21 protein-coding genes and 2 pseudogenes are annotated in these 20,892 nt (G+C 65.7%); 1 reads left to right on the top strand and 22 read right to left on the bottom strand.

What is annotated here, in order from left to right:
• Positions 1-6 precede the first annotated feature (6 nt).
• Positions 7-317, bottom strand: a pseudogene (locus tag RCAP_RS04835) (integrase core domain-containing protein); the annotation flags it as partial.
• A 138-nt stretch (positions 318-455) separates the two neighbouring features.
• Between RCAP_RS04835 and RCAP_RS04840 the strand changes: the two are divergent.
• Positions 456-1,607 (top strand): annotated as a pseudogene (locus tag RCAP_RS04840) (IS110 family transposase); the annotation flags it as partial.
• Between the two features lie 120 nt (positions 1,608-1,727).
• Here RCAP_RS04840 and RCAP_RS04845 read toward each other — a convergent pair.
• From RCAP_RS04845 to RCAP_RS04945, 21 genes are all read right to left on the bottom strand, one after another.
• On the bottom strand, positions 1,728-2,708 hold the full coding sequence (locus RCAP_RS04845; RefSeq protein WP_013066703.1) for a phage head spike fiber domain-containing protein: 981 nt from the start codon (positions 2,706-2,708) through the stop codon (positions 1,728-1,730).
• Positions 2,708-2,974, bottom strand: coding sequence for a spike base protein, RCAP_Rcc01079 family (locus tag RCAP_RS04850; protein ID WP_013066704.1), 267 nt, complete (start codon positions 2,972-2,974; stop codon positions 2,708-2,710). The genes RCAP_RS04845 and RCAP_RS04850 overlap by 1 nt, the downstream gene beginning before the upstream one ends.
• Positions 2,975-3,004: 30 nt before the next feature.
• A complete protein-coding gene (locus tag RCAP_RS04855) occupies positions 3,005-4,336 on the bottom strand; it encodes a sialate O-acetylesterase (protein ID WP_013066705.1) in 1,332 nt (443 codons plus the stop codon).
• Between the two features lie 26 nt (positions 4,337-4,362).
• Positions 4,363-7,791 carry a TipJ family phage tail tip protein gene (gene gpJ / locus RCAP_RS04860; protein WP_013066706.1) on the bottom strand — a complete coding sequence of 1,143 codons (3,429 nt, stop codon included), beginning with the start codon at positions 7,789-7,791 and terminating at the stop codon, positions 4,363-4,365.
• Positions 7,788-8,228, bottom strand: a complete 441-nt coding sequence (locus RCAP_RS04865) for an NlpC/P60 family protein (RefSeq protein WP_013066707.1) — start codon at positions 8,226-8,228, stop codon at positions 7,788-7,790. Before RCAP_RS04865 ends, gpJ begins: the two co-directional genes overlap by 4 nt.
• Positions 8,229-8,230: 2 nt before the next feature.
• Complete coding sequence (locus RCAP_RS04870; RefSeq protein ID WP_013066708.1) at positions 8,231-8,758, bottom strand: hypothetical protein; 528 nt, start codon at positions 8,756-8,758, stop codon at positions 8,231-8,233.
• Positions 8,755-9,177 carry a hypothetical protein gene (locus RCAP_RS04875; RefSeq protein WP_013066709.1) on the bottom strand — a complete coding sequence of 141 codons (423 nt, stop codon included), beginning with the start codon at positions 9,175-9,177 and terminating at the stop codon, positions 8,755-8,757. Before RCAP_RS04875 ends, RCAP_RS04870 begins: the two co-directional genes overlap by 4 nt.
• Positions 9,174-12,257 carry a phage tail tip lysozyme gene (locus tag RCAP_RS04880; RefSeq protein WP_013066710.1) on the bottom strand — a complete coding sequence of 1,028 codons (3,084 nt, stop codon included), beginning with the start codon at positions 12,255-12,257 and terminating at the stop codon, positions 9,174-9,176. Before RCAP_RS04880 ends, RCAP_RS04875 begins: the two co-directional genes overlap by 4 nt.
• A 1-nt stretch (position 12,258) precedes the next feature.
• Positions 12,259-12,474, bottom strand: coding sequence for a DUF1799 domain-containing protein (locus tag RCAP_RS19520; protein ID WP_013066711.1), 216 nt, complete (start codon positions 12,472-12,474; stop codon positions 12,259-12,261).
• Positions 12,475-12,607: 133 nt separating this feature from the next.
• Complete coding sequence (locus RCAP_RS04890; protein ID WP_013066712.1) at positions 12,608-12,985, bottom strand: hypothetical protein; 378 nt, start codon at positions 12,983-12,985, stop codon at positions 12,608-12,610.
• A 132-nt stretch (positions 12,986-13,117) separates the two neighbouring features.
• The gene (locus RCAP_RS04895; protein ID WP_013066713.1) at positions 13,118-14,044 is read right to left on the bottom strand and encodes a phage tail tube protein; all 927 of its coding nucleotides are present in this window, start codon (positions 14,042-14,044) and stop codon (positions 13,118-13,120) included.
• Between the two features lie 2 nt (positions 14,045-14,046).
• Positions 14,047-14,244 carry a hypothetical protein gene (locus tag RCAP_RS04900; RefSeq protein WP_013066714.1) on the bottom strand — a complete coding sequence of 66 codons (198 nt, stop codon included), beginning with the start codon at positions 14,242-14,244 and terminating at the stop codon, positions 14,047-14,049.
• Between the two features lie 2 nt (positions 14,245-14,246).
• Positions 14,247-14,678, bottom strand: a complete 432-nt coding sequence (locus RCAP_RS04905; RefSeq protein ID WP_013066715.1) for a phage tail terminator protein — start codon at positions 14,676-14,678, stop codon at positions 14,247-14,249.
• Positions 14,678-15,103, bottom strand: a complete 426-nt coding sequence (locus tag RCAP_RS04910; RefSeq protein ID WP_013066716.1) for a gp436 family protein — start codon at positions 15,101-15,103, stop codon at positions 14,678-14,680. The genes RCAP_RS04905 and RCAP_RS04910 overlap by 1 nt, the downstream gene beginning before the upstream one ends.
• Positions 15,103-15,393, bottom strand: coding sequence for an Acb2/Tad1 domain-containing protein (locus tag RCAP_RS04915; RefSeq protein WP_013066717.1), 291 nt, complete (start codon positions 15,391-15,393; stop codon positions 15,103-15,105). Before RCAP_RS04915 ends, RCAP_RS04910 begins: the two co-directional genes overlap by 1 nt.
• Before the next feature lie 70 nt (positions 15,394-15,463).
• Positions 15,464-15,952: a hypothetical protein gene (locus RCAP_RS04920; protein WP_013066718.1), complete on the bottom strand. Its 489-nt coding sequence runs from the start codon at positions 15,950-15,952 to the stop codon at positions 15,464-15,466.
• Between the two features lie 64 nt (positions 15,953-16,016).
• The gene (locus RCAP_RS04925) at positions 16,017-16,970 is read right to left on the bottom strand and encodes a major capsid protein (RefSeq protein WP_013066719.1); all 954 of its coding nucleotides are present in this window, start codon (positions 16,968-16,970) and stop codon (positions 16,017-16,019) included.
• A 10-nt stretch (positions 16,971-16,980) separates the two neighbouring features.
• Complete coding sequence (locus tag RCAP_RS04930; protein WP_013066720.1) at positions 16,981-17,325, bottom strand: DUF2190 family protein; 345 nt, start codon at positions 17,323-17,325, stop codon at positions 16,981-16,983.
• A gap of 12 nt (positions 17,326-17,337) precedes the next feature.
• Positions 17,338-18,450 carry a hypothetical protein gene (locus tag RCAP_RS04935; protein ID WP_013066721.1) on the bottom strand — a complete coding sequence of 371 codons (1,113 nt, stop codon included), beginning with the start codon at positions 18,448-18,450 and terminating at the stop codon, positions 17,338-17,340.
• Positions 18,451-18,717: 267 nt separating this feature from the next.
• The gene (locus tag RCAP_RS04940; RefSeq protein WP_013066722.1) at positions 18,718-19,272 is read right to left on the bottom strand and encodes a phage virion morphogenesis protein; all 555 of its coding nucleotides are present in this window, start codon (positions 19,270-19,272) and stop codon (positions 18,718-18,720) included.
• 92 nt (positions 19,273-19,364) lie between these two features.
• Positions 19,365-20,846, bottom strand: a complete 1,482-nt coding sequence (locus RCAP_RS04945; RefSeq protein WP_013066723.1) for a PBECR2 nuclease fold domain-containing protein — start codon at positions 20,844-20,846, stop codon at positions 19,365-19,367.
• Positions 20,847-20,892 lie beyond the last annotated feature (46 nt).

The following is a 20,892-nucleotide window of genomic DNA, read 5'->3' on the forward strand; positions in this document are numbered from 1 at the left end:
TAGAATTCACGCGGCCATTTTCAGTTTCATGGCGGGTGTGATGCCGCCGATGCCCATGTTCGGACGGTCGTTGTTGTATGTCCAGAGCCATTGCGTGGCGAAGTCCTGAGCCTCCTCGATGGTTTCGATGATGTATTGGTCGAGCCACTCATGCCGGAGTGAGCCATTGAGGCGCCATCGGTTCAAGCCCAAAGGCGAACGCGGTTGTAGCGCTCGATATAGGCGTTCTGCTGCGGCTGACCGGGTTGGATGTGCTGGATCGTGATGCCCTGTTTCTCTGCCCAGATCAGCAGCTTGCCACTGATGTATTCCGGGCCATAGCATGTTAGTAATGACGCGCCGTTGAAGGTTATGGCCGTCTGCGCAGCCTCCAAAATTGCGCGAGCCAGGCGGCCATAACCAGGGCTCAGGTCTCTATGGTGGTTTTGCGAACCACACCACAGAGGAGACCGGCTATGGCCAAGGTTGAGCATACTTCGGATGCCCGTGTTCTGGTAGGCATCGACATTTCCAAACACCGGCACGAGGTGCTGATTGCCGTCCCGGGCAAGACGCGGCGCCGCCGGATGACGGTGCTGAACACCGCCGAGGATTATCGCCGTCTGATCGCTGCTTTGCTTGATTATGGCCTACCGGTCACCATCGGCTTCGAGGCGACGGGCAACTACCACCGGGCGCTGATGTTCGCCCTCGGGGCCGCGGGATTCGATCTGAAGCTCGTCTCTTCCGTCGCTCTCGCCCGCACGCGAGAAGCGTTGCACAACAGCTGGGACAAGAACGATCCCAAGGATGCGCAGGTCATCCTGCGGATGCTGGAGATCGGGGCAGTTCAAGTCTTTCACGACCCGCTGGTCGTCGGCACTTGCGACATCCAGGAACTGTCAAAGACCTACGAGATGGTCGCGCGGTCGAAGACAGAACTGTGGCATCGTATCCTGACCCATTACCTGCCCCTGTATTTTCCCGAGGCGGACCGGTTCCATCGCAGTTCTCGTGGAGACTGGTTCTTGGCGTTACTTGAGGCCTTTCCATCTCCTTACATGATCACCGCCATGGACAAGGACGCCTTCATAGAGGCTGCCTGGCCGGTGATTGGTCGCCGCGTCGCCAAGGCGGCGCTATTGGCGGATATCTACGAGACATCAAAGACTTCCGTGGGTTTGCCCGTCGCGCCAGACTCCGATGCAATCCGGATGTTCCGTCTCGTTTTGGCGCAGGGACGCAGCCTTGTTCAGCAGCGCAACGCCATTGAGGACCGTGCGACAGAGCTGCTGGCCGACCATCCAGATTATCAACTGCTGCGCACGATACCCGGGATCGGGCCTGTCAATGCGCTGGCCGTTCTGGCCGAAGCCGGTGATCTGCGCCGCTTTCGCCATCACCGCCAGTTTCTGAAGTTCTGCGGCATGGACCTGGCGACGGTGCAATCCGGTGTGTTCCGCGGACGAAGCAAGATCTCGAAGTATGGCAACGCCCGCCTGCGTCGCACACTCTGGCTGGCCAGTCAGGCCGCCGTGCTAAAGCCCGCCAACAGCTTCCGCGACAAGTTCGAGCGATACATCGCGCAGGACCGGCACAACCCGGATCTTCGGCGCAAGGCCTATACTGTAGCGCGCGATCAGCTTCCGGACGGACGTTGAACAGCTTTCGGACGAAAATTTTTACCTGACCGCAAATCCTGACGCGCTCCGACTGCCTCTGCCTTGGCAACGCCCCGGTCGATCCGGTCAGAGCGCCCCGGCCGGATAAAGGCTGAGCAGGTAGAGGCTTCCGGCGCCGATCGTCAGCGCCCCGCCCGGATGCGCGACCCCTTTGGTGACGGTCGTTCCCGCGGCATCGACCCGGCGGAGATCATAGCTTCCCGCCGCCACCGCCACGCTGGCCAGATCCGCCGCCCGGGTCACCGCCGCGGCCTCGGTCGGAATGACCGAACTGACGGCGGCGCCGGTCTCCAGCTGCGCCCCCCACAGGTAAAGCCCAGAGGCCCCATCCCCCAGATAAGAGGTCGCGCCATTCGCGCTGACGACGCTCGGATAGACGTTGAAATTGCCGCTCGCCGCCGCCTGCGTCTGCGTCACGCTGCAGCGATACCAGCCATTCCCCGCCGCCACGATCTGCGCCACATGCCCCGCATAGCCCTGCGACACCACCCCGAGCGTCCCCGTCTGCAGGTCGAAATAGCTGGTGCGGAAAGCATTCGCGCTGTCGGCGGTCACCAGGGCAAACCACCGACGCTCGGCCGCCTTGACGAAGATAGAGGCGGTCACGGAGGTCCCCGCCGCGATCTGCGTGCCGGTGCGGGCCACGAAATGGCTATTGTTGCTGGTATCTTCGACAAGCTTGTCGGCCGTCATGGTGCCATCCGGGGCCAGCGCGGCATTTGCCAGCACGCTGGCCCGGGTTTTCCCCCAGGACGCGGCCTCGAACTGCGCGCTGTTGGGCAGCAGGTTGGTCGCGGATGCCTCAAGCAGAAGCGCCCGCTTACCGGTGCTGTAATCATAGCGGGGCTGATCGGCGGGGGCAGACCTGATCAGCCCGTCGGCACCCACATAGGTCGCCGGGCTGGCCCGCGTCAGGGCCCAAGGCGACCCGAGGGCGAGACCCGCCACAAAATCATGCAGCAGCACGGGCATGACCCCGCCTACGGCATAGCCTGCAAGCGGTGCCACGCCGCCGCCGCCCATCCCGCACCCCGGAAGCCCCGTCATCAGACCCACCCCGTCATCCCCTCGGCCGTGGTGCCGGTCGCCCAGATGCGGCTGGCCCAGATCGGGTGTTGCCCGACCGGCAGATAGCCGGTGGTGCAAACGGCGCCGCCGCGCGCGGCGGAATATTTGACGACGCCGCCCCGCTCGCCGATCGTCACCGCGCGCACGGGCGCGGGCAGGTCCGCCGCATCATTGGGGGTGACCGCAAACGAGGACAGGGCCGGGCCGGTCAGATCGATACTTTCCCCCTTGAAATAATCATTCATCCAGATCTCTCCTCAATTCCAGATCTCTCCTCAATTCTCGACGCGCAGCATGCGGTATCCGGTGCCGCCGCTGTCCGCAGCACCGACGCGGACCTTTTTGGCAACAGTGACGCCACCGATCTGCGTCAGCAGCGTGGCCGAAGTTTGGTTGTCGCCTTTGGGCGAGGTGAAACTCGCGATGATCATCCCCGCCGCGATCAGACCCCAATAGTCATCTGTCGCCACCAGGCGCCCGCCGAGGCCCGGATCGCATTCGAGCTGCGCAACCTTCTCCGCCACCCGCGCAACGAGTTTCGCTCGGGCCGTCGGGTCAGTACTCTTGTTGCGCACCGCAAAGATCAGCTGTCCAACCAGATCCTTCGCAAAACTGCCAAAATAACCGGGATCCGGCAGGTCATCACCGAAGATGAAATTCCCGGTGTCGTCCCAGTCGTATTGCCACCCTGCACCACTCCACCCACCGCCGTTTGCGAAGGCGTCCCAGGCCAGTTTCGACGCCTCCCAGTACCCCGCGCCGGTCATGTGGATGTAGTTGTCTGCCGAATCCCAGAAATACTGCGGCAGCAGGCTGGTCGGCACAAAACGCCGTCGGGCCGCATCCATGGCCACGGTACGCCGGATCGCCTTGTTCATGATGGCAGCCAGGTTCGTGTCCCAAAACCGCGACAACCCGGAACAGATCACCGGCGTTGTTTCGCCGAACCAGCTCAACGCCCGAAAGCGCGTGATCAGCGCATCGAGCAGCCCCGGATACGCCGCCGCATTGCTCGCATCGGCCTCTCCTTGCCACCAGAACGCCGCATCGACGCGGTCCACGGTCTTGCCGGTCAGCGCAGCGATCTCGGTCAGCGCAGCCGGGACGTTGGCAACGGTCGCAGCCCACATGTTCGGGTCAGGAGAGCTGGCGTCCCAGCGCGCAATCGGGACCCCGCCGCGCGAGATATTGATGACAAACACAGGGCGCGTCGGGTTTTCGATCGCCGCCCGCGCGCCGACGAACATCCCCCAGTTGGCCTGCCCCGCAATGGCCGCCCCGGTCTGGAACGTGCCGATCGTCGTGGTCGCCGCGCTGGCCGTCAGCGCGGTGCCGGAATAGGACCACATATACAGGTTCGGCGGTGGGTCGAACGAAGCATAGGACGCCCGGCGCGCGGCATTGCTTTGGCCAGCGACGAAAAGCACCAGCGGCTCACCGGTCAGCGCCGCGTCAAGATCGTCGAGCCTGTCGGCCAAGGCGCCGGTGCCCGCCAGTTGCGCCGCCAGATCGTTGATCGACGTCTTGACCGTCGTGCCGTTGCGGTTGCCGAGGACACTGTCGAGCAGCGCCGCGGAAACCAGATTGGGGGAATTGACGCCAGACATGCGCGCTCCTCGTGTGATGATGATGGTCAGGTTACGATGATGGTGAAGGGGCCTGCAACCGGGCCGGGAACGCCTGCGGCGTTCTGCGGCTCGATCCAGATGTGATGTGTGCCTTGAGCCAGACAGGCATCGGTTTCGAGATAGGCGCGGATGTTGTCGATCGTGGCGATCGTGCTCGCCTCGGCCCGGATGCCGATGCCGGTGCCACCGCTGACCGCCTGGATGCGATCGAACACAGCGCCTGCGGCTGAGACCGCCGTACCCGAGCGGATCGTGCTGCCGGTCAACCGCGCTTGCACAGTCGATCCGGAGACCGCGATGACATCATAGCTCACTCGGTAATACTTGCCGGACGTCAGCGCGACAGTCTGAGAGAGCGTGCTGGCCGTGCCCGCAGCGTGCGTCGCAACCCCGCCAGAGATCGTCCACCCGGCGTCCAATGTCCAGGAGCCCACCGCCTCCAGCCCGCCGCCCACGATCAGGTCGGTGCGGGTCGTGTCGCCGAGCGTCGTCGCATAGGACTGCCCGGGCTCGACCGCGATCGGCGCCCCCACGGCATCGGTCTCGCGGTCCAGCAGACTGGTGATCGAGCGGTAGATCTGCACCCGTGCCGTCGCCGTGTCATCGCCGGTGGCGAACTGGATCAGCGCCCCGCCCAGCAGCGTCGTGATCGAGATCGAGGACGCATCGAGCGCGGCGGGCAAGGCCGCGTCGGCCGACCCGACCACGATCGTGATCGTCGCAGACCATGGCCCCGCGACGCCCGTCGCCCCGATGCCGCGGGCACGCAGATCGACCGACTGCCCGGGCGTGTAGCTGTCGATCGTGCCGCCGCCATTGGCCACCGGGATCGTGGTGCTGCTCCAGCTCTCGGCGCCGGATATCCGGTGATCCAGACCGATCTCGATCGTCGGCACCGACCCGGTGCCGGGGGCGACCGCATAGCTGATCCTGTTGGCCAGACCCGTCGCGGCGAGGCCCGAGGTCAGCGCCACAAACCGCGGGGCCGAGGGCTGCAGCAGGTTGTCGTCGATCTCGGCCCCGACGCGGCTCGACCAGGCGGGGATCGGCGTGGCCGCCAGGATCGTGTCGATCTGCGGCGCGGCATCGACGGTGCGCACGATCGCGCACATGTCCTGCGTCGCCTCGATCCGCGTCACGATCTGGGTGTAGCTCTCGACGCGGGCCGGGCCGACGTGCACGAGATCACCGACGATCGGCATCGGACCGGAGCCGGTCAGCGTCAGGATCTGCGTCTCGCCCGGCAGGGTCCTGACGGGTCGCACGACCGAGATGCCCACCGTGTCATCCTCGGCCTCAAAGAAGCGGAACCGCACGGCATAGGTCTCGCCCGCGGCCATCGAGACGACGTCATCGATCTCGACCGCCGCGCCATCCACCGACTTGACCCGGGCGGCAAGCTGCACGCGGTTGAGCACGTCATGGCTGAGCGCGATGGCGTCGCCCCGAGTGGCGGTGCGCACGGCGCCGTCCTGGGTGACCTCGTAGGTGTCGGGGCGATGGAGCACCTCCAGCTGGCGCCGCCGCGCCTCGCGCCAGACCTCGGCCGCATGCACCTTGCCGGGCAGAGCCAACTGCTCGGTCATGGTGATCTCTCCCGTGTAGCCGGGCCAGCGGACGACGCGCTCGGTCTCCTTGAAGTCGTTGCCCGCGTCCTTGAACTTGACCACGAAGGCATGCGGCGGATTGCGATAGGCGCGGCTCCACTTGAACCCCCACGAATTGCGCGGGTTGATGTGATCGACGATCAGCGTGTTGACGAGCGGCCGATCGATGACGACGCCCCAGCGGATGCCGTCATGGCGCGGCGTCGCCCGGCCCGCGGCCGCGATCTCGGTCAGCACATCGCGCAGGGTGGTGCCCTGATCCTCCAGCACCGCGTTATAGGTCAGCCCCTCGGCCGCGCACCATTCTGCCCAGTCGGCGAGCAGGTCGAGATCGAGGCCGGAATCGGCCACCGCCTTGGGGTTGGACGCGTGAGTCAGCACCTCCAGATAGGCGGCGGCCGGGTTTTCCGAGGCGCGACGCACCCAGACCCCGGAGGCGGCATCCCAGTCGCGGCAGATCCGGCTCACCAGGCAGTTGAAATTGTCGATCGAGCCGCTGATCTGATGCGTCGCCTTGATCCGCAGCGCCACCAGCGCCAGCGGCCGCGGATAGGCCAGCGGATATTCCGGCCGGATCGTCTGCAGCGCGGCCCAGGTGGTGCGCTGGGAAATCTTGCTGTCGGTGGCCTCATCCTGCAGCATCGTCAGGCGGACCTGCCAGCGACCACGGCTGGGAAAGCTCCAGCTGTGCTGGCGGAAAAACGACTCGGCCTTGGTGGTGACGATATCGAGCTGCGTCACCAGCTGCCATTCCTCGGCCTCGATCAACCGCTGCTCGATCCTGATCGAGACGCCGTGCGGTTGCCGCTTGCCGTCGTCGTCGTATTTGAACAGCCCGCCGGTCCAGGCGAGGATGATGCTGGCGCCCGCGGCATCCGGGCCGGTGGTGCGCACGACGGGCGTGGCCGTGGTCGGCGCGTTGACCATCCGGGTCGCGGTATAGGTCTCCCAAATCCAGCCGCCGTCGCCGTCCGAGACCCGCCTCCGGGCCTCATATTCCTCGGATACCTGCGTGATATTGCCCGCGTCGTCCCTCGGATACGGCCGGGTCAGCTCGACGCCGATCTGCTCCTCGACCACTTGGCGCGGATAGAGGCTGAGCGGCAGTTCCCCTGCAACGCCATAGCGGATCTCGGTCTCGACCTCGTCATATTCGGAGAGCGAAGTTTCGCCGAGCCGCATGCCGTCGATCGCCACCTCGCCCTCGCCAAGGCAAAAGACCGCGCGCATATATTGCTGATCGCCGACAATCTCGGTGTAGGGCGTGGCGGCAAAGGGCGGGGCATAGCGCATCGTGCCCAGCACCACCGGCACCGCGGCGCCCGGCTCCAACCGATTGCGCCAGCCGCTGATCGCATAGGTGGTCTTGGCCTCGCTGTCGGGTTTGACGGGCGGGATCAGAGCGTTGATCAGCAGCTGGCCGACAATCGTGAAGCCCGCGACCGCCAACCCCCATTGCCAGCTCCCGACCGCAAATCCGGGGAACAGAAACCCGGTGAGCGCGACGGCCGCGACCGAAACGATGATCGACAGGATTGACCTGAGGGCGCCTTTGCCGGGCGTGATCCGGATCACCACGCGCACCCCCGGCCGCGGCCGGGCCAGCGCCCAGAGCTCGCGCGGCACGATCTGCGTGCCCCGCTCGGTCACCAGCGCCACCCGGGCGCGGGCCAGATCAGCCTCGGTGGCCGCAGGCAGCGCCCGGGCGACGATCTCGGCCAGGGTCAGCCCATGCGGCACATCAAGCGTGATCCGCCCGCGGCCGGGATCGAACTGCGGGGCCGCCAGCACATGGATGGGGGCGGAAACGGGGCGCAGATCCCTCATCTTGCGGCCTCCGAAATGATCTGCACGTGGCGTTCAAAGGGGCTTTGAACGTGCCGCCAATGCCCCGTGAACCGGTGCGCCCAGGGGCCGCGCCGATAGTCCTCCAGCACCGCATGGGTCTGGCCGATGTGGATCATCAGCCCGTGGCGAATGACGATGCCCAGATGCGTCGAGAGCCGACCGCGCCGGAAAACCGCAAGATCGAAGGCGAGCGCCGGGCCGGTCACCGGCACCCAGAGCGGCGAGGTCTTTGCACCCTCGATCAGCGCGGCGATTTCGCCATGCTCCTCGACCGAGCCATAGCCCAGGTACTCGGGCAGCGTGATCCCCAGCTCCTCGCGGTAAATCACGCAAGCGAGGCCCCAGCAGTCAGCTCCCTCGGCCGAGCGGCCGTGATCGAGGTGCGGAATGCCGACGTAGCGGTTTGACCAGGACATGCTTACCTCCACAGCCCGGGGAATTTCTGACGGGTCATCCGCCCGGCCGGGAAATGCTCCAGCTCGATCTCGTCGCGCGAGAGCGAGAGCGTGATCTCGGCCGAGGTGCCGTCGGCGGTGCTGAGCAGCATCCCGTGCCACTCAGATTCGATCAGGTTCGGCGTCGCGGCCTCGACCACAGCGACCGCGACGGTCGCCAGATCGGTGTAAGACCGCAGCACCTCGGTCAGCTGCGCGTCGAGATTTTCGAGAACGATCTGAGCCTGCGCCGGGGCGTCCTCGGCATCGTCAGGAAGAACGGCCGAGGCGATGATCCAGAGGTAAGGGTCAGTGGCAGGGTCAGCCCCGCGCCAGGTGGACCGCGTGCCGTAGATCCGCGGCTCGTCCGAGATCCGCTCGGTGTTGTCGGTGCTGAGCCGGATCGGCGCTGCCAGCTCGGGGTGGGTGATCTCGATCAGCACCACATCGATCTCGGCCGAGACCGGGTCGATCTGCGCCTGACGCGCGTTGAGAGAGACACGACGGCTCATGGCATCACCACCACTTGGAACTGCTTGCGGAACTCGATGCCCTGGATCGTCTCGATCGGCGGCGTGTCGCCCCAGGCGCAGAGCCACCGCGACGCGAGCAGGATCGGCGTGCCGTCATGGGTCAGCAGCGGCTGCCCGTCATGGGTCAGGAGCGGCTGCCCGTCGCGGGTCGCGTCCGGCATCCAGAACAGCGCCGCGCCCTGGGCGCAGTCATCGCCGTAGAAATTGTCGAACACCGCCCGCTGATTGGCCGTCAGGATCAGCGAGAGGGAGACCAGTTTCGCCACCGCCGAAAACCGGCGCCGATAGCCGGGCGGCCCGGCCTCGAATCCGCGCTTGCGGCGCGCATCCTGCGGCTGCAGCTGATAGCTGGAGCGCTCGGGCCGGGGCAGATCGCTGGGCCAGACGGGATAGCTCATCGCGCGATCCCCGTCGGTGTGACGCCGTAAAACTCGCGCATCGCGCGCCGCCCGCGCCCGCCGGGCGTGATCAGGCCATCGCCCACGGCGTCGGAGAGGACATAGCGCGGCTGGCGCTGGCCGCGGCTGTCGGTCACTTCCTGCACCTCGATATCGACCTGGCGCGAGCTGTTGTTGATGATCTGCGGTTGCAACATGACCACCGGCGCCTGGGCCGAATTGGCCGGAGCGCCGCCACTCAGGATGCGACGGGTCAGATCGGCCGGGACGATCGTGCTCGGCCCGGTGTATTCGAGCTCGGGTCCGTTTTCGCCCACAATACGCAGCCCGCCACCATGCTGCCCGCCGCCCGCAAAGCCGGGGATGCCGAGCCCGCTCATGACCGACGAAAACAGCGTGCCCCAGAAGCCGCCGCCCCCACCGCCCTGCACGGCACTGCCGAGCGCCTGGCCGAACTTGTCGAACCCCGTGCCCATCGTCCCGAGTTGCCCGGTGGCGAGCGTCGTCGTCGTGCCGAACTTCGCCATCGCCTGTTCGGCCGCGCCGAGCCGGTTTGCCCAGCTTTTCTGCATCGCCTCATCGGACGGGCGCTCAAACTGACGCATCCAAGCATTGGTCGCGCTCGACACATCCGGCGCCGCCTTGAGCGCGGCCAGAGCGCCAGAATGGGTCGTGTTCAGCTCGCGCCAGGCGTAATCGAGCTGGCCCTGCACGTTGCCAAGGTTCTGGCGCCCACCCAAAGCAGCCAGCAGACCATCAGCGCGCGGACCGTGGTGCTGGAACAGCCCGAAGCTGGTCGGCACGCCATTCTTGTCGTCCCCGCCTGCAAGCGGGTTGAAGCTGCTTTCACCTTGCACGTTACCCATGATCGCGGCCACCTGATGCGGCTTCAGGCCCTTGGAGCTGAAGAAGCTCCAGACCTGTTTTTGTACATCGGCCGAGCCCTGCAGCCCGCCCATCCCGCCGCCCGCGCTGATGCCGCCCGCCAGCCCGCCCACGCCCGCGCCGCCGATGATCACCGTGGCGGCGGTGACGTTCATGCTGGCTACGGTACGCATCGCCGCTGCGGCGGCTTGGCTTGGATCAACCTGGGGACCCTTGCCGGTGAAGCGATCCCAGATGCCCTGCAGCCCGCCGACATCGCCCATCGTCGCGTAGTCGGTGCCGAAGATCGCATTCTTGAGCGGGTTGGTGATCGCCAGCTCTTCAAACATAGAGCCGAGTTCGGAGGCGAGGTTTTCGAAGGCGCCACCAAGATCACCTTCCTTCAGCGCGTCAAAGATCCCGTCGATCGCGTTTTCGCCAGCCTTCTGCACCGTGTCCCAGGCATCGGCGACGCGATCGAGCTGCGCCTGCAGATCGCTCGACAGATCTGCTTGCTGCAGGATCTGCCGTGCGCGGTCGCTATCGCGATCGATCCCCGCGGTCCGGATATCCATCTCGGCCTGATAAATCGCCAGCACCCGGCGCCGCACGGTCTCGCTCTGGCCGACAAGGCTCAGCTCCAGCTGCAGCTGACCCACGGTCTGCGCCTGGGAGCGATAAAGCTCGCGTCCCGCCGCCACGAGGCCAAAGGGATCGGCACTGGACAAGCCCTTGCTCGATTCCCAGAGGTCGCGCAGCTGCTGCTTGTGGGCCTCGGTCAGCTGCGTCATGTCCCGCAGCTTCGCCTCGAAATCCTGACGCTCTGCCTCGATCTGCAGGCGCTTCACTTCGAGGCTGTCCGCGCCATATTGCGCGGTGGCCTCGGCGATTTTCTTCGTCATCTCCAGATCGTCGGACAAGTCGTAAGGCGCGCGCGTGTCTTTCAGCGCCTTCATCACATCGCCGGTGAGGTCTTTGAGCTCTTTGGCCTTTTCTGCCGCCGTCTTGTACGGTGCGCCGATGTCAGCCTTCGAAACAGACTTCAACAGCGCGTCAATCTGCTCACTCGTGCCCTTAACGCGCAGCGCCTCCAGCGCGACTTTAGCGACGTTTGCGCCGAACGTCAGAGCCGCCTCGGAAGCGCCGTCAGCGTTGTACTGAGCTTTTTTAATAGCTTTTGCGATCTCTTGTGCTGCAGCGGCCCTCTCCGCATCGGTGCTCGCAAACTGGTATTTTTGAATCGCAGCCCCAACCTGAGCGGCACCATAGCTGGTCAGGTTGAATTGTTTCTCGAGCGTCCGTAGATCAACGACCCCCCACGACGCCATGTCGTCAATGGTGTCGGAAATAGACCCGATTGCATCTTTCAAGTCCTTTGCGGCTTGCATCTGCGCGATGCCAAGCATCGCGAGGTTCATTTCGCGCGCTTTTTTTGCGCCGACACCGAAGTCCTCGCTCAGCTCGGAGGTGCCCTTCTTGGCCTCCTTCATCGCGCGATTAACGGCCGAAGTTGATTTCTCCAGATCGCCGAGCGTCTCATCGAGCGTCTGCGCTTTCTCGCCGGAGTCCATGAACCATTGCACGGCGGCCGTGCCGAAGCCGATCACTGCCATGGTGGCGAGCGACATCGGGTTGAGCATCCCCATGAAGGAGGCCCGCAGCGCAGTCCCGACACTCAGGCCGGAGGCGCGCAACCCGGCGAAGGTTTGCGTCACCTGTGTGCCCTGCTGCATCATCAGCATCATCGGGTTTTGGCCGGCCATCGCCATCATCGCGATGTCGTTCCACTGGTACATCAGGTTTGCCGAATAAGCTGCAGCGGCCCCTGACCCTGACCCGGCGGCCGGGGAAGCCGGAACCGGGTTCGGGACCGGCGGCACAACCGGGGGCGCAGGCGTCGGAACTGGGGGCGGAGTCGGAACCGGCGTGGGCAAAGGCGCGGTGAAGCTGTCGATCGACGTGGTCGCCTTGCGCAGCGCCTCGCGCGCGCGGGCCTCCGTCTCGGCCGCGGCGGCCGCTTCGCGCGACGCCTGGGCCGCATCGCGTTTGGCGGCCGCGTTTTGGATGGTGGCGGCGGTGTCCTGACCTGTCACGGCAGCCGCGCCTTGCGTCTCGGCGGCCAGCGCATCCGTTGCGGCCAGCACTTCCTTGGCAGCCGCCGTCGCGCTGGACGCGTTCCCGCGAAAGATCAGCTCATAGACGAAAGGCCCGCTCATCTCATCTTCCCACGAAAGCGTCGATCGCAGCCCGCTCCATCAGCTGCAGATCCGCAAAATCCACGTCGTCGTATCCACCCCGCCGCAGCGCGACATCGACACCGGAATAGTCGAGGCCCAACCACAGCGCGCCGTGCACCTCGGTCACCCGCCACTGGGTCTGGATGTCGAAAAAGGCCGCGACCGTCCGCGCGTGGCACTGCCAGATCTCGATCACATCCTCGGTGACGGGGGCTCGATCTCGGCCCCCATCGCAGCAAACTGCGCGGCGATGTCGGGTGTTGCCACGACAGGTCGGCTTGGATCGACCCGGCCCAGCCGCGCGCAGATCCAGGCGCGCGCGACGGCCGTCAGTTTCCCCGCTTCGCCTCCTGGCCGAAGTTGGCCTCGGCGAGTGCGGTCATGATCCCGGCCCGCCCCCAAGGCAGACCGACCAAGCCATCGAGACGCTCGGCCGAGAACGGCACATCGGCGCCCCGCTCATCGACGATGCCCCGCCAGGAGCGGCAGCACATCCGCATCTGCTCCTTGTCGGCCTCGATGCGCTCGCGATCCGTCGTCGCGGCGGCATGCCGTTCCTGGCACGCCAGCAGGACTTCGCGCGGTTGCGCCTCGAACTGCATCTCGAAGCTCTGCTCGACGAACGTGCCAGCATTGTCCGGATCGGGCACACGCACCGTCACCGGCCACCAGTAGAGATGCTTGTCGGTCATCACGAATTTCGTCATGGTCTGATCCTGTCTCAGATGATGTTCTTGCGGCCCGCAATCCCGAGAAGGCGGAACGCTTCTTCGCGAACCTCTTCGCCGACCAGCAAAAAGCCGACGCGAATGAGGAAACAGCCGAGGCGGTGGCGCATGTCAGCGCACGATGATCTTGATTTCGTCACGGCCCGAGACCGGGCAGAACCGCAGCGGCAGGCTGTAGTTCGCGACGTTGTCGGTCTGGCCCTGCGCGGGCTTGCCGATCTCGACGGCCGGGGCGGTGATCTCGACGATGTTGCCCGCCGTGGTGCCGTGCACGATCGACAGCGCGCCCCGGGTCGAGGCCTTGGCCAAGGTGAACCAGTCTTTGGTGGCGATTGTGTCGGCGACCACGACGGCCGTGCCGCTGGCTTTCCGATCGGTGATCTTCATCTCCTCGGAGCCGATCAGGAACCGCGGCGTCACCGTATTGCCCAGATCGAGCGACAGGCTTTCGGCCCCGCCGGTGTAGCCATGCAGCGAGAAGACATCGTTCGCTTTCGAAACCGGCACCGGCGTCGTCCAGCCGGTCATGGTCACCGCAGGAAGGGCGACATCGGTCACGGTCCCGAGCATGCCCATGAAGCTGAACTTGAACTTCGGGATCTGCTTCGGAACGAAGTTCATCGAGACGTTGGCACGGCCGCCCAGGAAGATGTGCTGGACGCCGTCCGAGTTGAAATAGAGCGTCCCGCTCTCCTGGGCCGCTTCGACGATCGCATATTCGACCTTGGTCGCGGCCGTGACGGTCTCGCTCAGCCCGCAGACCCGCAGGATCGAGCCGTATTTCGGGGCGGTGCCAGCGGCGCCGCCGCCTGCGATCTCGATCTCGAATTCGAGCTTGCCATACATCGCCGTCAGGATCGCGCCCTGGTTGCCCATGTAGGGCAGCATCAGATCGCGCGAGACCTCGGTCGCCTCGATGGGCGTGAAGGTGATGTTGGTGGCGATGAGCGCGTTCGCGGCCGCGGGGGTCGCATCCACGCCCTGGGTCGTTTCGATCTTGTGGAGCATGGCCAGCGTCGGCCAGCGGCGGGATGCCATGGTCAGCGTCCTTTCCGGGTCTGGGCCGCGGGGGCGGCGGGGATCGTGTCGGCGGCGGCATCAGTCGAGAGGTCGCCCTGATCCTCTCCCGCCGCCGACGGGGGCGTCTCGGATGCCGGGGCGTCATCTTCCTCGACGCGGGTCAGCGCACCCGTTTCGGGATCGCGCAGGTAACGGCCGCCTTCGGTGGGCTGGTCCATGGTCAGGCTCCTGTCAGGAAACGGGCGGTCGCCCAGGTTTGTGCGTAAATGCTGACGCCCGTGCTGATCGGGCTCGTTTCGCCGCCGACCAGCTCGCAGGGCTCAACGAAGCCGGGGATCACGACGCCCGCCAAAGCGGCCTCGATGTCGGAGCGATAGGCGTCGAAGGCCATCGCGCGCTCGCCCCCCATCACCCCGTCGTAAAGGCGCACAACGATGCCGACGACGAACTGCACCTCGACCCATTGCCGGAAGCCGCCCCCCATCAGGGTCTGCGGACGCCCGGTCTCGGTCCAGGGCATGATGATCGCGGTGCCGCTCTTGACCTGACCGGCGCGGTCGGCGAGCGCATCGATATTCTCGGCGACATCGACACCGGCCCAGCGGGGATCGCTGAGATGAGAAGTCAGATGGCTCAAGAGGTCCGCGAGCATCAGCGCCACCCTGCCAGCCGGGCGGGCGTGAAGACCGGCTCGGGATGGGCCGCCATGACAGTGCCGCCCGAGACCGCCGCCGCCGTCTCTCCCGCCGCGACCGGCAGGGTGATCAGCCCGCGCGAGACATCCTTCAGGGCGAGGATCGCATCCTTGTAGTCTTGGCCAACATGATCGGGGGCACCATTGCGATGCAGCGTGTAGCGGGCGATGCTGACGGCCCAGCCGCGCACGATCGACGGCACCGAGGGCAGCGGCAGGGCGTATTTCGCGCCGACATAGCCGTCGATCGCGGCATCGGCCGTGGCCAGCGCGGACGCGACGACATCGGCGTCGATCACGCCGTCGCGGTCGCGGTCGGCGATCTGGCGCAGCTCGGCCTCGCCCGCGCGGTCGATCAGGTCATCGAGCGTCGCGTAGGACATCAGGCGACCTCACCGAAGAGCTTGCCGAGTTCCGTAAATACCGCGGCGGGATCCACCTCGATCTCGGCGCGGCCGGGCTGGAACACGGCCCGGTTCACGGCCATGAAGCCCTGTTCGATCGCGGTGCGGCCGATCTGGAGCCATATCTTGTCGATCGCCGGATCAGCGGCCAGCACATCGAGACGGCGCAGCAGCAGCTCTTCCAGCCACTTGTTGCCGTTCACCACTGCCAAAGCTTCGCCGCTTTGCGGCTTGTAACCGGCGACCGGCAGACCTTCATGCGTGCTCATCTTCGACCTCGTCGCGTTCGAAATGCCGGGGGCGATCTGATCGCCGCCCCCGGCGCGGGCGATGGGCCCCTCAGCCCTTCGCCTTGCCGCGTCCCGCTTTCGGCGTGGTCTTGGCGGCTTCGGGATCTTCTTCGACCGGTTGCACCTCGGCCTGTTCTTCCGCCTGGACGGGTTCGAGGCTGTCTTCGGTGCCGCTCACCGGGCGGGTATTCGGATCGACGGGCGCGACCGGGGCGCTTTCGTTTTCGATGGGCCAAGTGCCGTCAGCATCTTCGGCGACCGGAAGCGGCCCGCCCTGGAGCTCGATCACGCGGGCCTCAAGCAGCTTGAGCTGCGCCTCGGCCGAGAGCGCGCGGGCCTGCCAATCGACGATCACGGCATTCAGATCCGCCGCGACGTCAGCATTCTCGATCAGCCCCGCCGCATCCTCGGCCAGCACACCCGCGGCGCGCAGCTGCTCGCGCTCGGCATCGGTCACGCGGACCTTGTCACCGGGACGCTTCACCGCATCGCGGATCTTCGCGGGGCCGATCAGTACCACTTCGATTTTGTCTTCCATCAACGGCTCCTGTCGGTTTGAGCAAGCGGGCGGCGAACCGCCCGCTCCTGAAACCGACCGCCGATCAGGCCGCGGCCCCGGCGTTCTGCAGCAGGAACCCCCCTTCGGCGCCCACCAGATAGGGCCGACGCTCGACCGTGGTCGGGTAGATCCAGCTGTCGCAGCTGCGCTCGAAGTAGGGCTGCTGAACCTGCGGATAGCCCGCCAGTTCGTAGGTGTAGCCGTAGGCGGGCACCTGGAAGTTGTCGCCGGTATCGGGGACATAGGAGAGGATCACGTCATCGCCCCAGACATCGCTGGCCATCGTGTCGTCGGTCGCGTTTTCGGGCAGCCAGACCGCGGCGCCAAGCAGCACGCGCTTCACCTCGAAATAGGCCGCCAGCATGTCAAGCGTGATGCTGTCCTTCGAGGTGTACTTGAACTGCTCCTTGATCTTGGGGTGGTTCTTCGCCGCGTTCGCAGCCGTCGGCCCCAGCGTGATCGTGTTCGGATAGCGCCCGATCGAGCGCCGGATCGCTTCCTTCCCAGCATCGACATCCGCTTTCGGGTTCGACAGGTCCGACGTCCAGCGCGCGGTACCGGTGAGCGCGAGTTTGTGGTTCGCGTCATAATTGGCCGCCGTGCGCGCCAGCTGCGCCGCCGCATATTCATGGCCCAGATCGATGACGTTCAGCACCATGTTGACGGCGCCCGCGCCCAGATCGACGCCCGGGATGGATTCCGCCTCTTGCTGGTGTTCGATCGGCACCACGCCTTCGAGCGCGTCCTGAACGAGCGCCACCGGGTCCGAGGCGTAGCCATACTGCACGCGCTTCTTGTCCGCGCCGGGCGCCCGGCGGGTGTTCAGCATCCGGAAAGCTTCCTTGCCGAACTTCAGGACGCGCATCGAGCGGTTGGGGATCGTCACCCGCGGAAAGAGCAGGTGCGAGATGAATTCCGAATTGCGATAGCCGCGCGCATGGGTCGAAAGGATCGGATCGACGACGGCGGCGGTACGGACGTTGACGGGCGGGGCCATGGGGGTCTCCTCAGCGGATCAGGATTTGGACGAGCTCGCCCGCGGCCGCGGCCGTCAGAGCGGTGGCGAAGATGTTCGCGTCGGTGCCGACAACCGCCTTGCGCACGCCACCGCCAGCAGCGGAACACAGCGGATCGCCTTTCGCGATGGTCGCTTTCGCGGTGACGGTTTCGGTCCCGGCCGCGGTGATGGCGATCGGCATGCCGACCTCGGTGGCGGGGTACTGCGCGACACCCTTGACGGCTGCGTTGGCGGCGGTGATCGGCGCGTCGTCAAAGCCGATCAGGTCACCGGCGGAGCAGATCGCGGTCACCGAGGCGGTGAGGGTCAGGATGGCGTGGTAGGAACGGATCATGTTGACCTCTGATCAGGAAACGGCGCGCACGGCGTCGAGATAGTCCGTGCCGGGGTGGGCGCGCTGATGGGCCAGCGCCTTTTCGTGGCGGGAGAGCGCCTCGGCATCGACGGCCTTGCCGTCGGCCGCGAACTGAACGGGCGTCGCGGTGCCGGGATCTTTGCCCAGATCGGTTTCGCCGAAGGTCACCACCTTCGGCTGGGCCGACAGGATGTCGCGCAGCGCCTTGGCCAGATCGACCTGCGCGCCGCCCTCGGCAAAAGCGACGGTCGCGCCCAGGGGCAGCGCATCGAGGACGGCGACGGTCTGATCCTTGACCGCGGGCAAGAGCTTGCCATCGGCGATCAGCCCCTCGGCAAAGGCGACGTTTTCATCGTGACGGGCGGCGGCTTCGCGGGCGGCAACCGCCGCCTCGCGCGCGGCGATTTCGGCTTCGCGCGCGGCGAAGGCCGGGTCGGGCTGGGTCACAGCGGGCTCCTTCTTGGGGTGTTGCTCGCCCGAGAACATCGGCTCGGGCTTGGGGTGGATTTCGATCTCGCTCAGCCATTCGAGCCGGTAGGACGGCAGAACCTTGTCCGCCTCTTCCAGGCCGAATTTCTCGATGAAGAAGTCGCGCAGGCCGCGCAGGATCGAGGCGGTCTCCTCGAAGCCGCGCTCGCCGAAGGCCGAGGTGAAGACGGTATCGGCACGGCCGGAAAACTTGACGTTGCGCAGCCCGGAGACCGCCGGAGCAGCCGCGCCCAGAAACCCGACATGCTTCGGATACCAGGTGCCCGGCACAGGATTGTGCGGCTGGCCCGGGCTGAAGAACGCCATCGAGACCTTCTTGAACCGCCCACCCTTCACCAGATCCGCGAACTGCGGCTCGATCTCGTGCAGATCCGCAAAGAGGCGCTCGGTTTTGGCGTCGTAATGGAACGATTTGATCCAGCCATAGGCCGGGGCGTCAGTATCCGGATGCCCGACGACGATCGGCGCGGGGGCGGTCTCGGGGTCATAGGCGTCGGCAATCGCCCGCAGATCGCCCGCGGAATAGGTGATGGCCGCGCCTTCCATCGGCGTGAAAGTGCCGGGGCGAAAAACCTCGATGCGCGCGGTGAGGGGGGCGGGGCTGGTCTCGGTCATGGGTCCGTCCTTGGTGACGGACAACCCTTCGCACAGGCCCGAATGCAAAACCCCCGGACACAGGTCCGGGGGCATCGCGTGGTGGCCTCTTGGTCAGATCATAGGCGCGGCGACGCCGCTCACGCAATGGTCTTCGCCCGGGTCGCTTCGGATTGGCGCGCAGAGCAATCCTAACGGGGGGCTAACGGGGCGGGATGGCTTCTGACGTGCATCCGGGGCCGCACAATGACTGGACCCATCAGCGGCGCAATCAGCGACGCGGCCACCTCAGCCCTCCAGCCAGTCCTGCGCCTGTTCCAGGATCCCCTCCTGATCCGCCGCCGAGATCCCGATATAGGGCCGGGCCGGAATGGTGATCGTGTGCGCCTTGATCGCCACGTCCTTGCCACCCTCCTTGTCGCGTTTGGCAAAGCGCCGCCCGACCATGTAACGGCTGCCCGCTTGCTTCTCGATCGTGCCGCCCAGCTGGTGGATTGCGGCGTATGCCACCGGCGATCCGATGCGCAGTTCGTCATCGGAGGCGATGTAGTTGATCGACCCGGCCAGAGACGAGCCGGACTTGCCTTTCGTATTCGATCGCAGAATTGTCAGCGGCAGCTGTCCGGCCTTCGTTCGCGCCCGGATTGTCGCCGGTTTCAAGGGCGTCCACGGTTTTCCGTCTGGACCGGTTTCGGTTTTGAACCGCGTGCTGGTCGAAGCCAGCAGCAGCTCGCCGACCCCCTTGTAGAACCCGCGGGGATTTTCCATCCGTGCCAGCAGATCCCGCAGCGCCTGGCGCGCGGTGGCCTCCTGCAGCTCAACCGAGATGCTTATGCCCGTCATCGTTGAAATCTCCCTTGGTTTCGGCTATATTTCTGGTGTCGAAGCGGTGCGGCGGTGACTGCCCTTCTAGCCGCTTCGGTGCTGCGACCCGATCACCCGGGCCGCTTTCGTTTCCAGAGCAGCTTTCCGACCCTTTGCTTGTCGATGTGGCTGTAGTCCGGCTTGGCACGGTTGAAGGATGCGTAACCGGTGACTGCTCCCCACGCCTTGCGCCCGACCTCAAACAGCACTTGCAGCGAAGTCGTCTGATCGACTTTGATGTAGCGCCGCGTCACCATGAGCTCTTCATAAGCCGGGAAGTATCCGGAGACTGCGTCAACTGGTACCGCGCGCACGCCCATCCAGATTTCATCCGGGTTCATGATCGCTTCAGCCAAGAGCGCCGCATATTCACCGCGGCCGCGTTTCATGAGCTTCGACGCTCCAGAGTGTTCAAGGAAAAGCTGCTCGGAAATGACGATCGTCGCTCCGGATTTGTCCTCCCAAAGCGCAGCTTTCCCGACGTCGGCGCCAAATGGCTCAAGGAATGCCCTCAGATAATCAGGCTCAGGGAGACCTTCAGGCATGCGCTCTGCCGTGAACGGCACCGATGCCGCAAGCAGATCCGCCATCGGCTCCGCTTTGTCGATCGACACGACATGATGCCCTTTCAGATCTCCGGTCAAGATCGCACCCCCGTCATTGAGGAGCGCCGACGGCACAAGGCCGCGCTCCCACAGATCGCCCGGCATGTAATCCCAGCCGTAGCCGATCCCCTCGGGAAGCTCGATCACCGCACCAGTGGCCCTGTCGATGTGCTTGACCATCGAAGTCTCAGGTGCCTTGTCCGGCCCGTCCTTGCCCATGCGCCGCAGATCACCGCGCGAGAGCGTCCGCACACCGCAGCTGCAGACCCAATCGTTCGGCGGGAAATGCGCATCCCACCACGGATCGTTCCAGAACAGCACCAGGTTGTGCCAGGAGGTGTGCTCCGGCCGCGGGTTCAGCGGCACCCGGGTTTCTCCGTGGCGGTATTGCCAATAGGGCCGCACCTTGACCACATCCGGATCGCGCATCTGCCGCAACCTCCCGGCCATGTAGCTCGTGCGGATGTTCGTCTCGAAAATGGTGCGGATGCGCCATTCGCGCCCGCCGTTGTAGGACCAGCCGTATTTTTCGACGAGACGGTCGAACTCGTCCGCGAAGGCCTTGATGTCGTAAGTGCGCGCGCCCTCGATGATCGCCTGCTGGAACTCCTCCAGCATCGCCATGTCGGTGACCCCCGCCACGACAAAGGCGCGGTCGTGATCGCCCTGCATCGCATCCGTCCAGGCGGTGGTGGGCTTGCCCCGCTTTTGCGTCAGGAAATCGATCTGTTCGCGGAACTCCTGACGGGTCAGATCGACATCGGCAAAGCTGACGTCTTCCCAGTCCGCGAAGACCGCCTCGCGCCCCTCCAGCGCCGCCAGCTGCATCGCCTGGGAAAAGAGCGCGGCCAGCGCATCGGGCGTCCAGGTGGCGCCGATCTCCAGCACGGCCCTGGCGGCTGCGTCAAAATCCTCGGCCGTCTCGATCGCCTTGCGCACAGCGGCCACGCGCTTGGTGAAATGGCGCTCGGCCGCAGAGATGGCTTGATCGGTG

This window comes from Rhodobacter capsulatus SB 1003 (genome assembly GCF_000021865.1).
GTDB classification, from domain to species: domain Bacteria; phylum Pseudomonadota; class Alphaproteobacteria; order Rhodobacterales; family Rhodobacteraceae; genus Rhodobacter; species Rhodobacter capsulatus_B.

Coding starts and splice junctions, on each gene's coding strand:
- RCAP_RS04845 (WP_013066703.1), bottom strand. CDS start 2,708: ATGACGGGGCTTCCGGGGTGCGGGATGGGCGGCGGCGGCGTGGCACCG.
- RCAP_RS04850 (WP_013066704.1), bottom strand. CDS start 2,974: ATGAATGATTATTTCAAGGGGGAAAGTATCGATCTGACCGGCCCGGCC.
- RCAP_RS04855 (WP_013066705.1), bottom strand. CDS start 4,336: ATGTCTGGCGTCAATTCCCCCAATCTGGTTTCCGCGGCGCTGCTCGAC.
- gpJ (WP_013066706.1), bottom strand. CDS start 7,791: ATGAGGGATCTGCGCCCCGTTTCCGCCCCCATCCATGTGCTGGCGGCC.
- RCAP_RS04865 (WP_013066707.1), bottom strand. CDS start 8,228: ATGTCCTGGTCAAACCGCTACGTCGGCATTCCGCACCTCGATCACGGC.
- RCAP_RS04870 (WP_013066708.1), bottom strand. CDS start 8,758: ATGAGCCGTCGTGTCTCTCTCAACGCGCGTCAGGCGCAGATCGACCCG.
- RCAP_RS04875 (WP_013066709.1), bottom strand. CDS start 9,177: ATGAGCTATCCCGTCTGGCCCAGCGATCTGCCCCGGCCCGAGCGCTCC.
- RCAP_RS04880 (WP_013066710.1), bottom strand. CDS start 12,257: ATGAGCGGGCCTTTCGTCTATGAGCTGATCTTTCGCGGGAACGCGTCC.
- RCAP_RS04890 (WP_013066712.1), bottom strand. CDS start 12,985: ATGACGAAATTCGTGATGACCGACAAGCATCTCTACTGGTGGCCGGTG.
- RCAP_RS04895 (WP_013066713.1), bottom strand. CDS start 14,044: ATGGCATCCCGCCGCTGGCCGACGCTGGCCATGCTCCACAAGATCGAA.
- RCAP_RS04900 (WP_013066714.1), bottom strand. CDS start 14,244: ATGGACCAGCCCACCGAAGGCGGCCGTTACCTGCGCGATCCCGAAACG.
- RCAP_RS04905 (WP_013066715.1), bottom strand. CDS start 14,678: ATGCTCGCGGACCTCTTGAGCCATCTGACTTCTCATCTCAGCGATCCC.
- RCAP_RS04910 (WP_013066716.1), bottom strand. CDS start 15,103: ATGTCCTACGCGACGCTCGATGACCTGATCGACCGCGCGGGCGAGGCC.
- RCAP_RS04915 (WP_013066717.1), bottom strand. CDS start 15,393: ATGAGCACGCATGAAGGTCTGCCGGTCGCCGGTTACAAGCCGCAAAGC.
- RCAP_RS04920 (WP_013066718.1), bottom strand. CDS start 15,952: ATGGAAGACAAAATCGAAGTGGTACTGATCGGCCCCGCGAAGATCCGC.
- RCAP_RS04925 (WP_013066719.1), bottom strand. CDS start 16,970: ATGGCCCCGCCCGTCAACGTCCGTACCGCCGCCGTCGTCGATCCGATC.
- RCAP_RS04930 (WP_013066720.1), bottom strand. CDS start 17,325: ATGATCCGTTCCTACCACGCCATCCTGACCCTCACCGCCTCGGTGACC.
- RCAP_RS04935 (WP_013066721.1), bottom strand. CDS start 18,450: ATGACCGAGACCAGCCCCGCCCCCCTCACCGCGCGCATCGAGGTTTTT.
- RCAP_RS04940 (WP_013066722.1), bottom strand. CDS start 19,272: ATGACGGGCATAAGCATCTCGGTTGAGCTGCAGGAGGCCACCGCGCGC.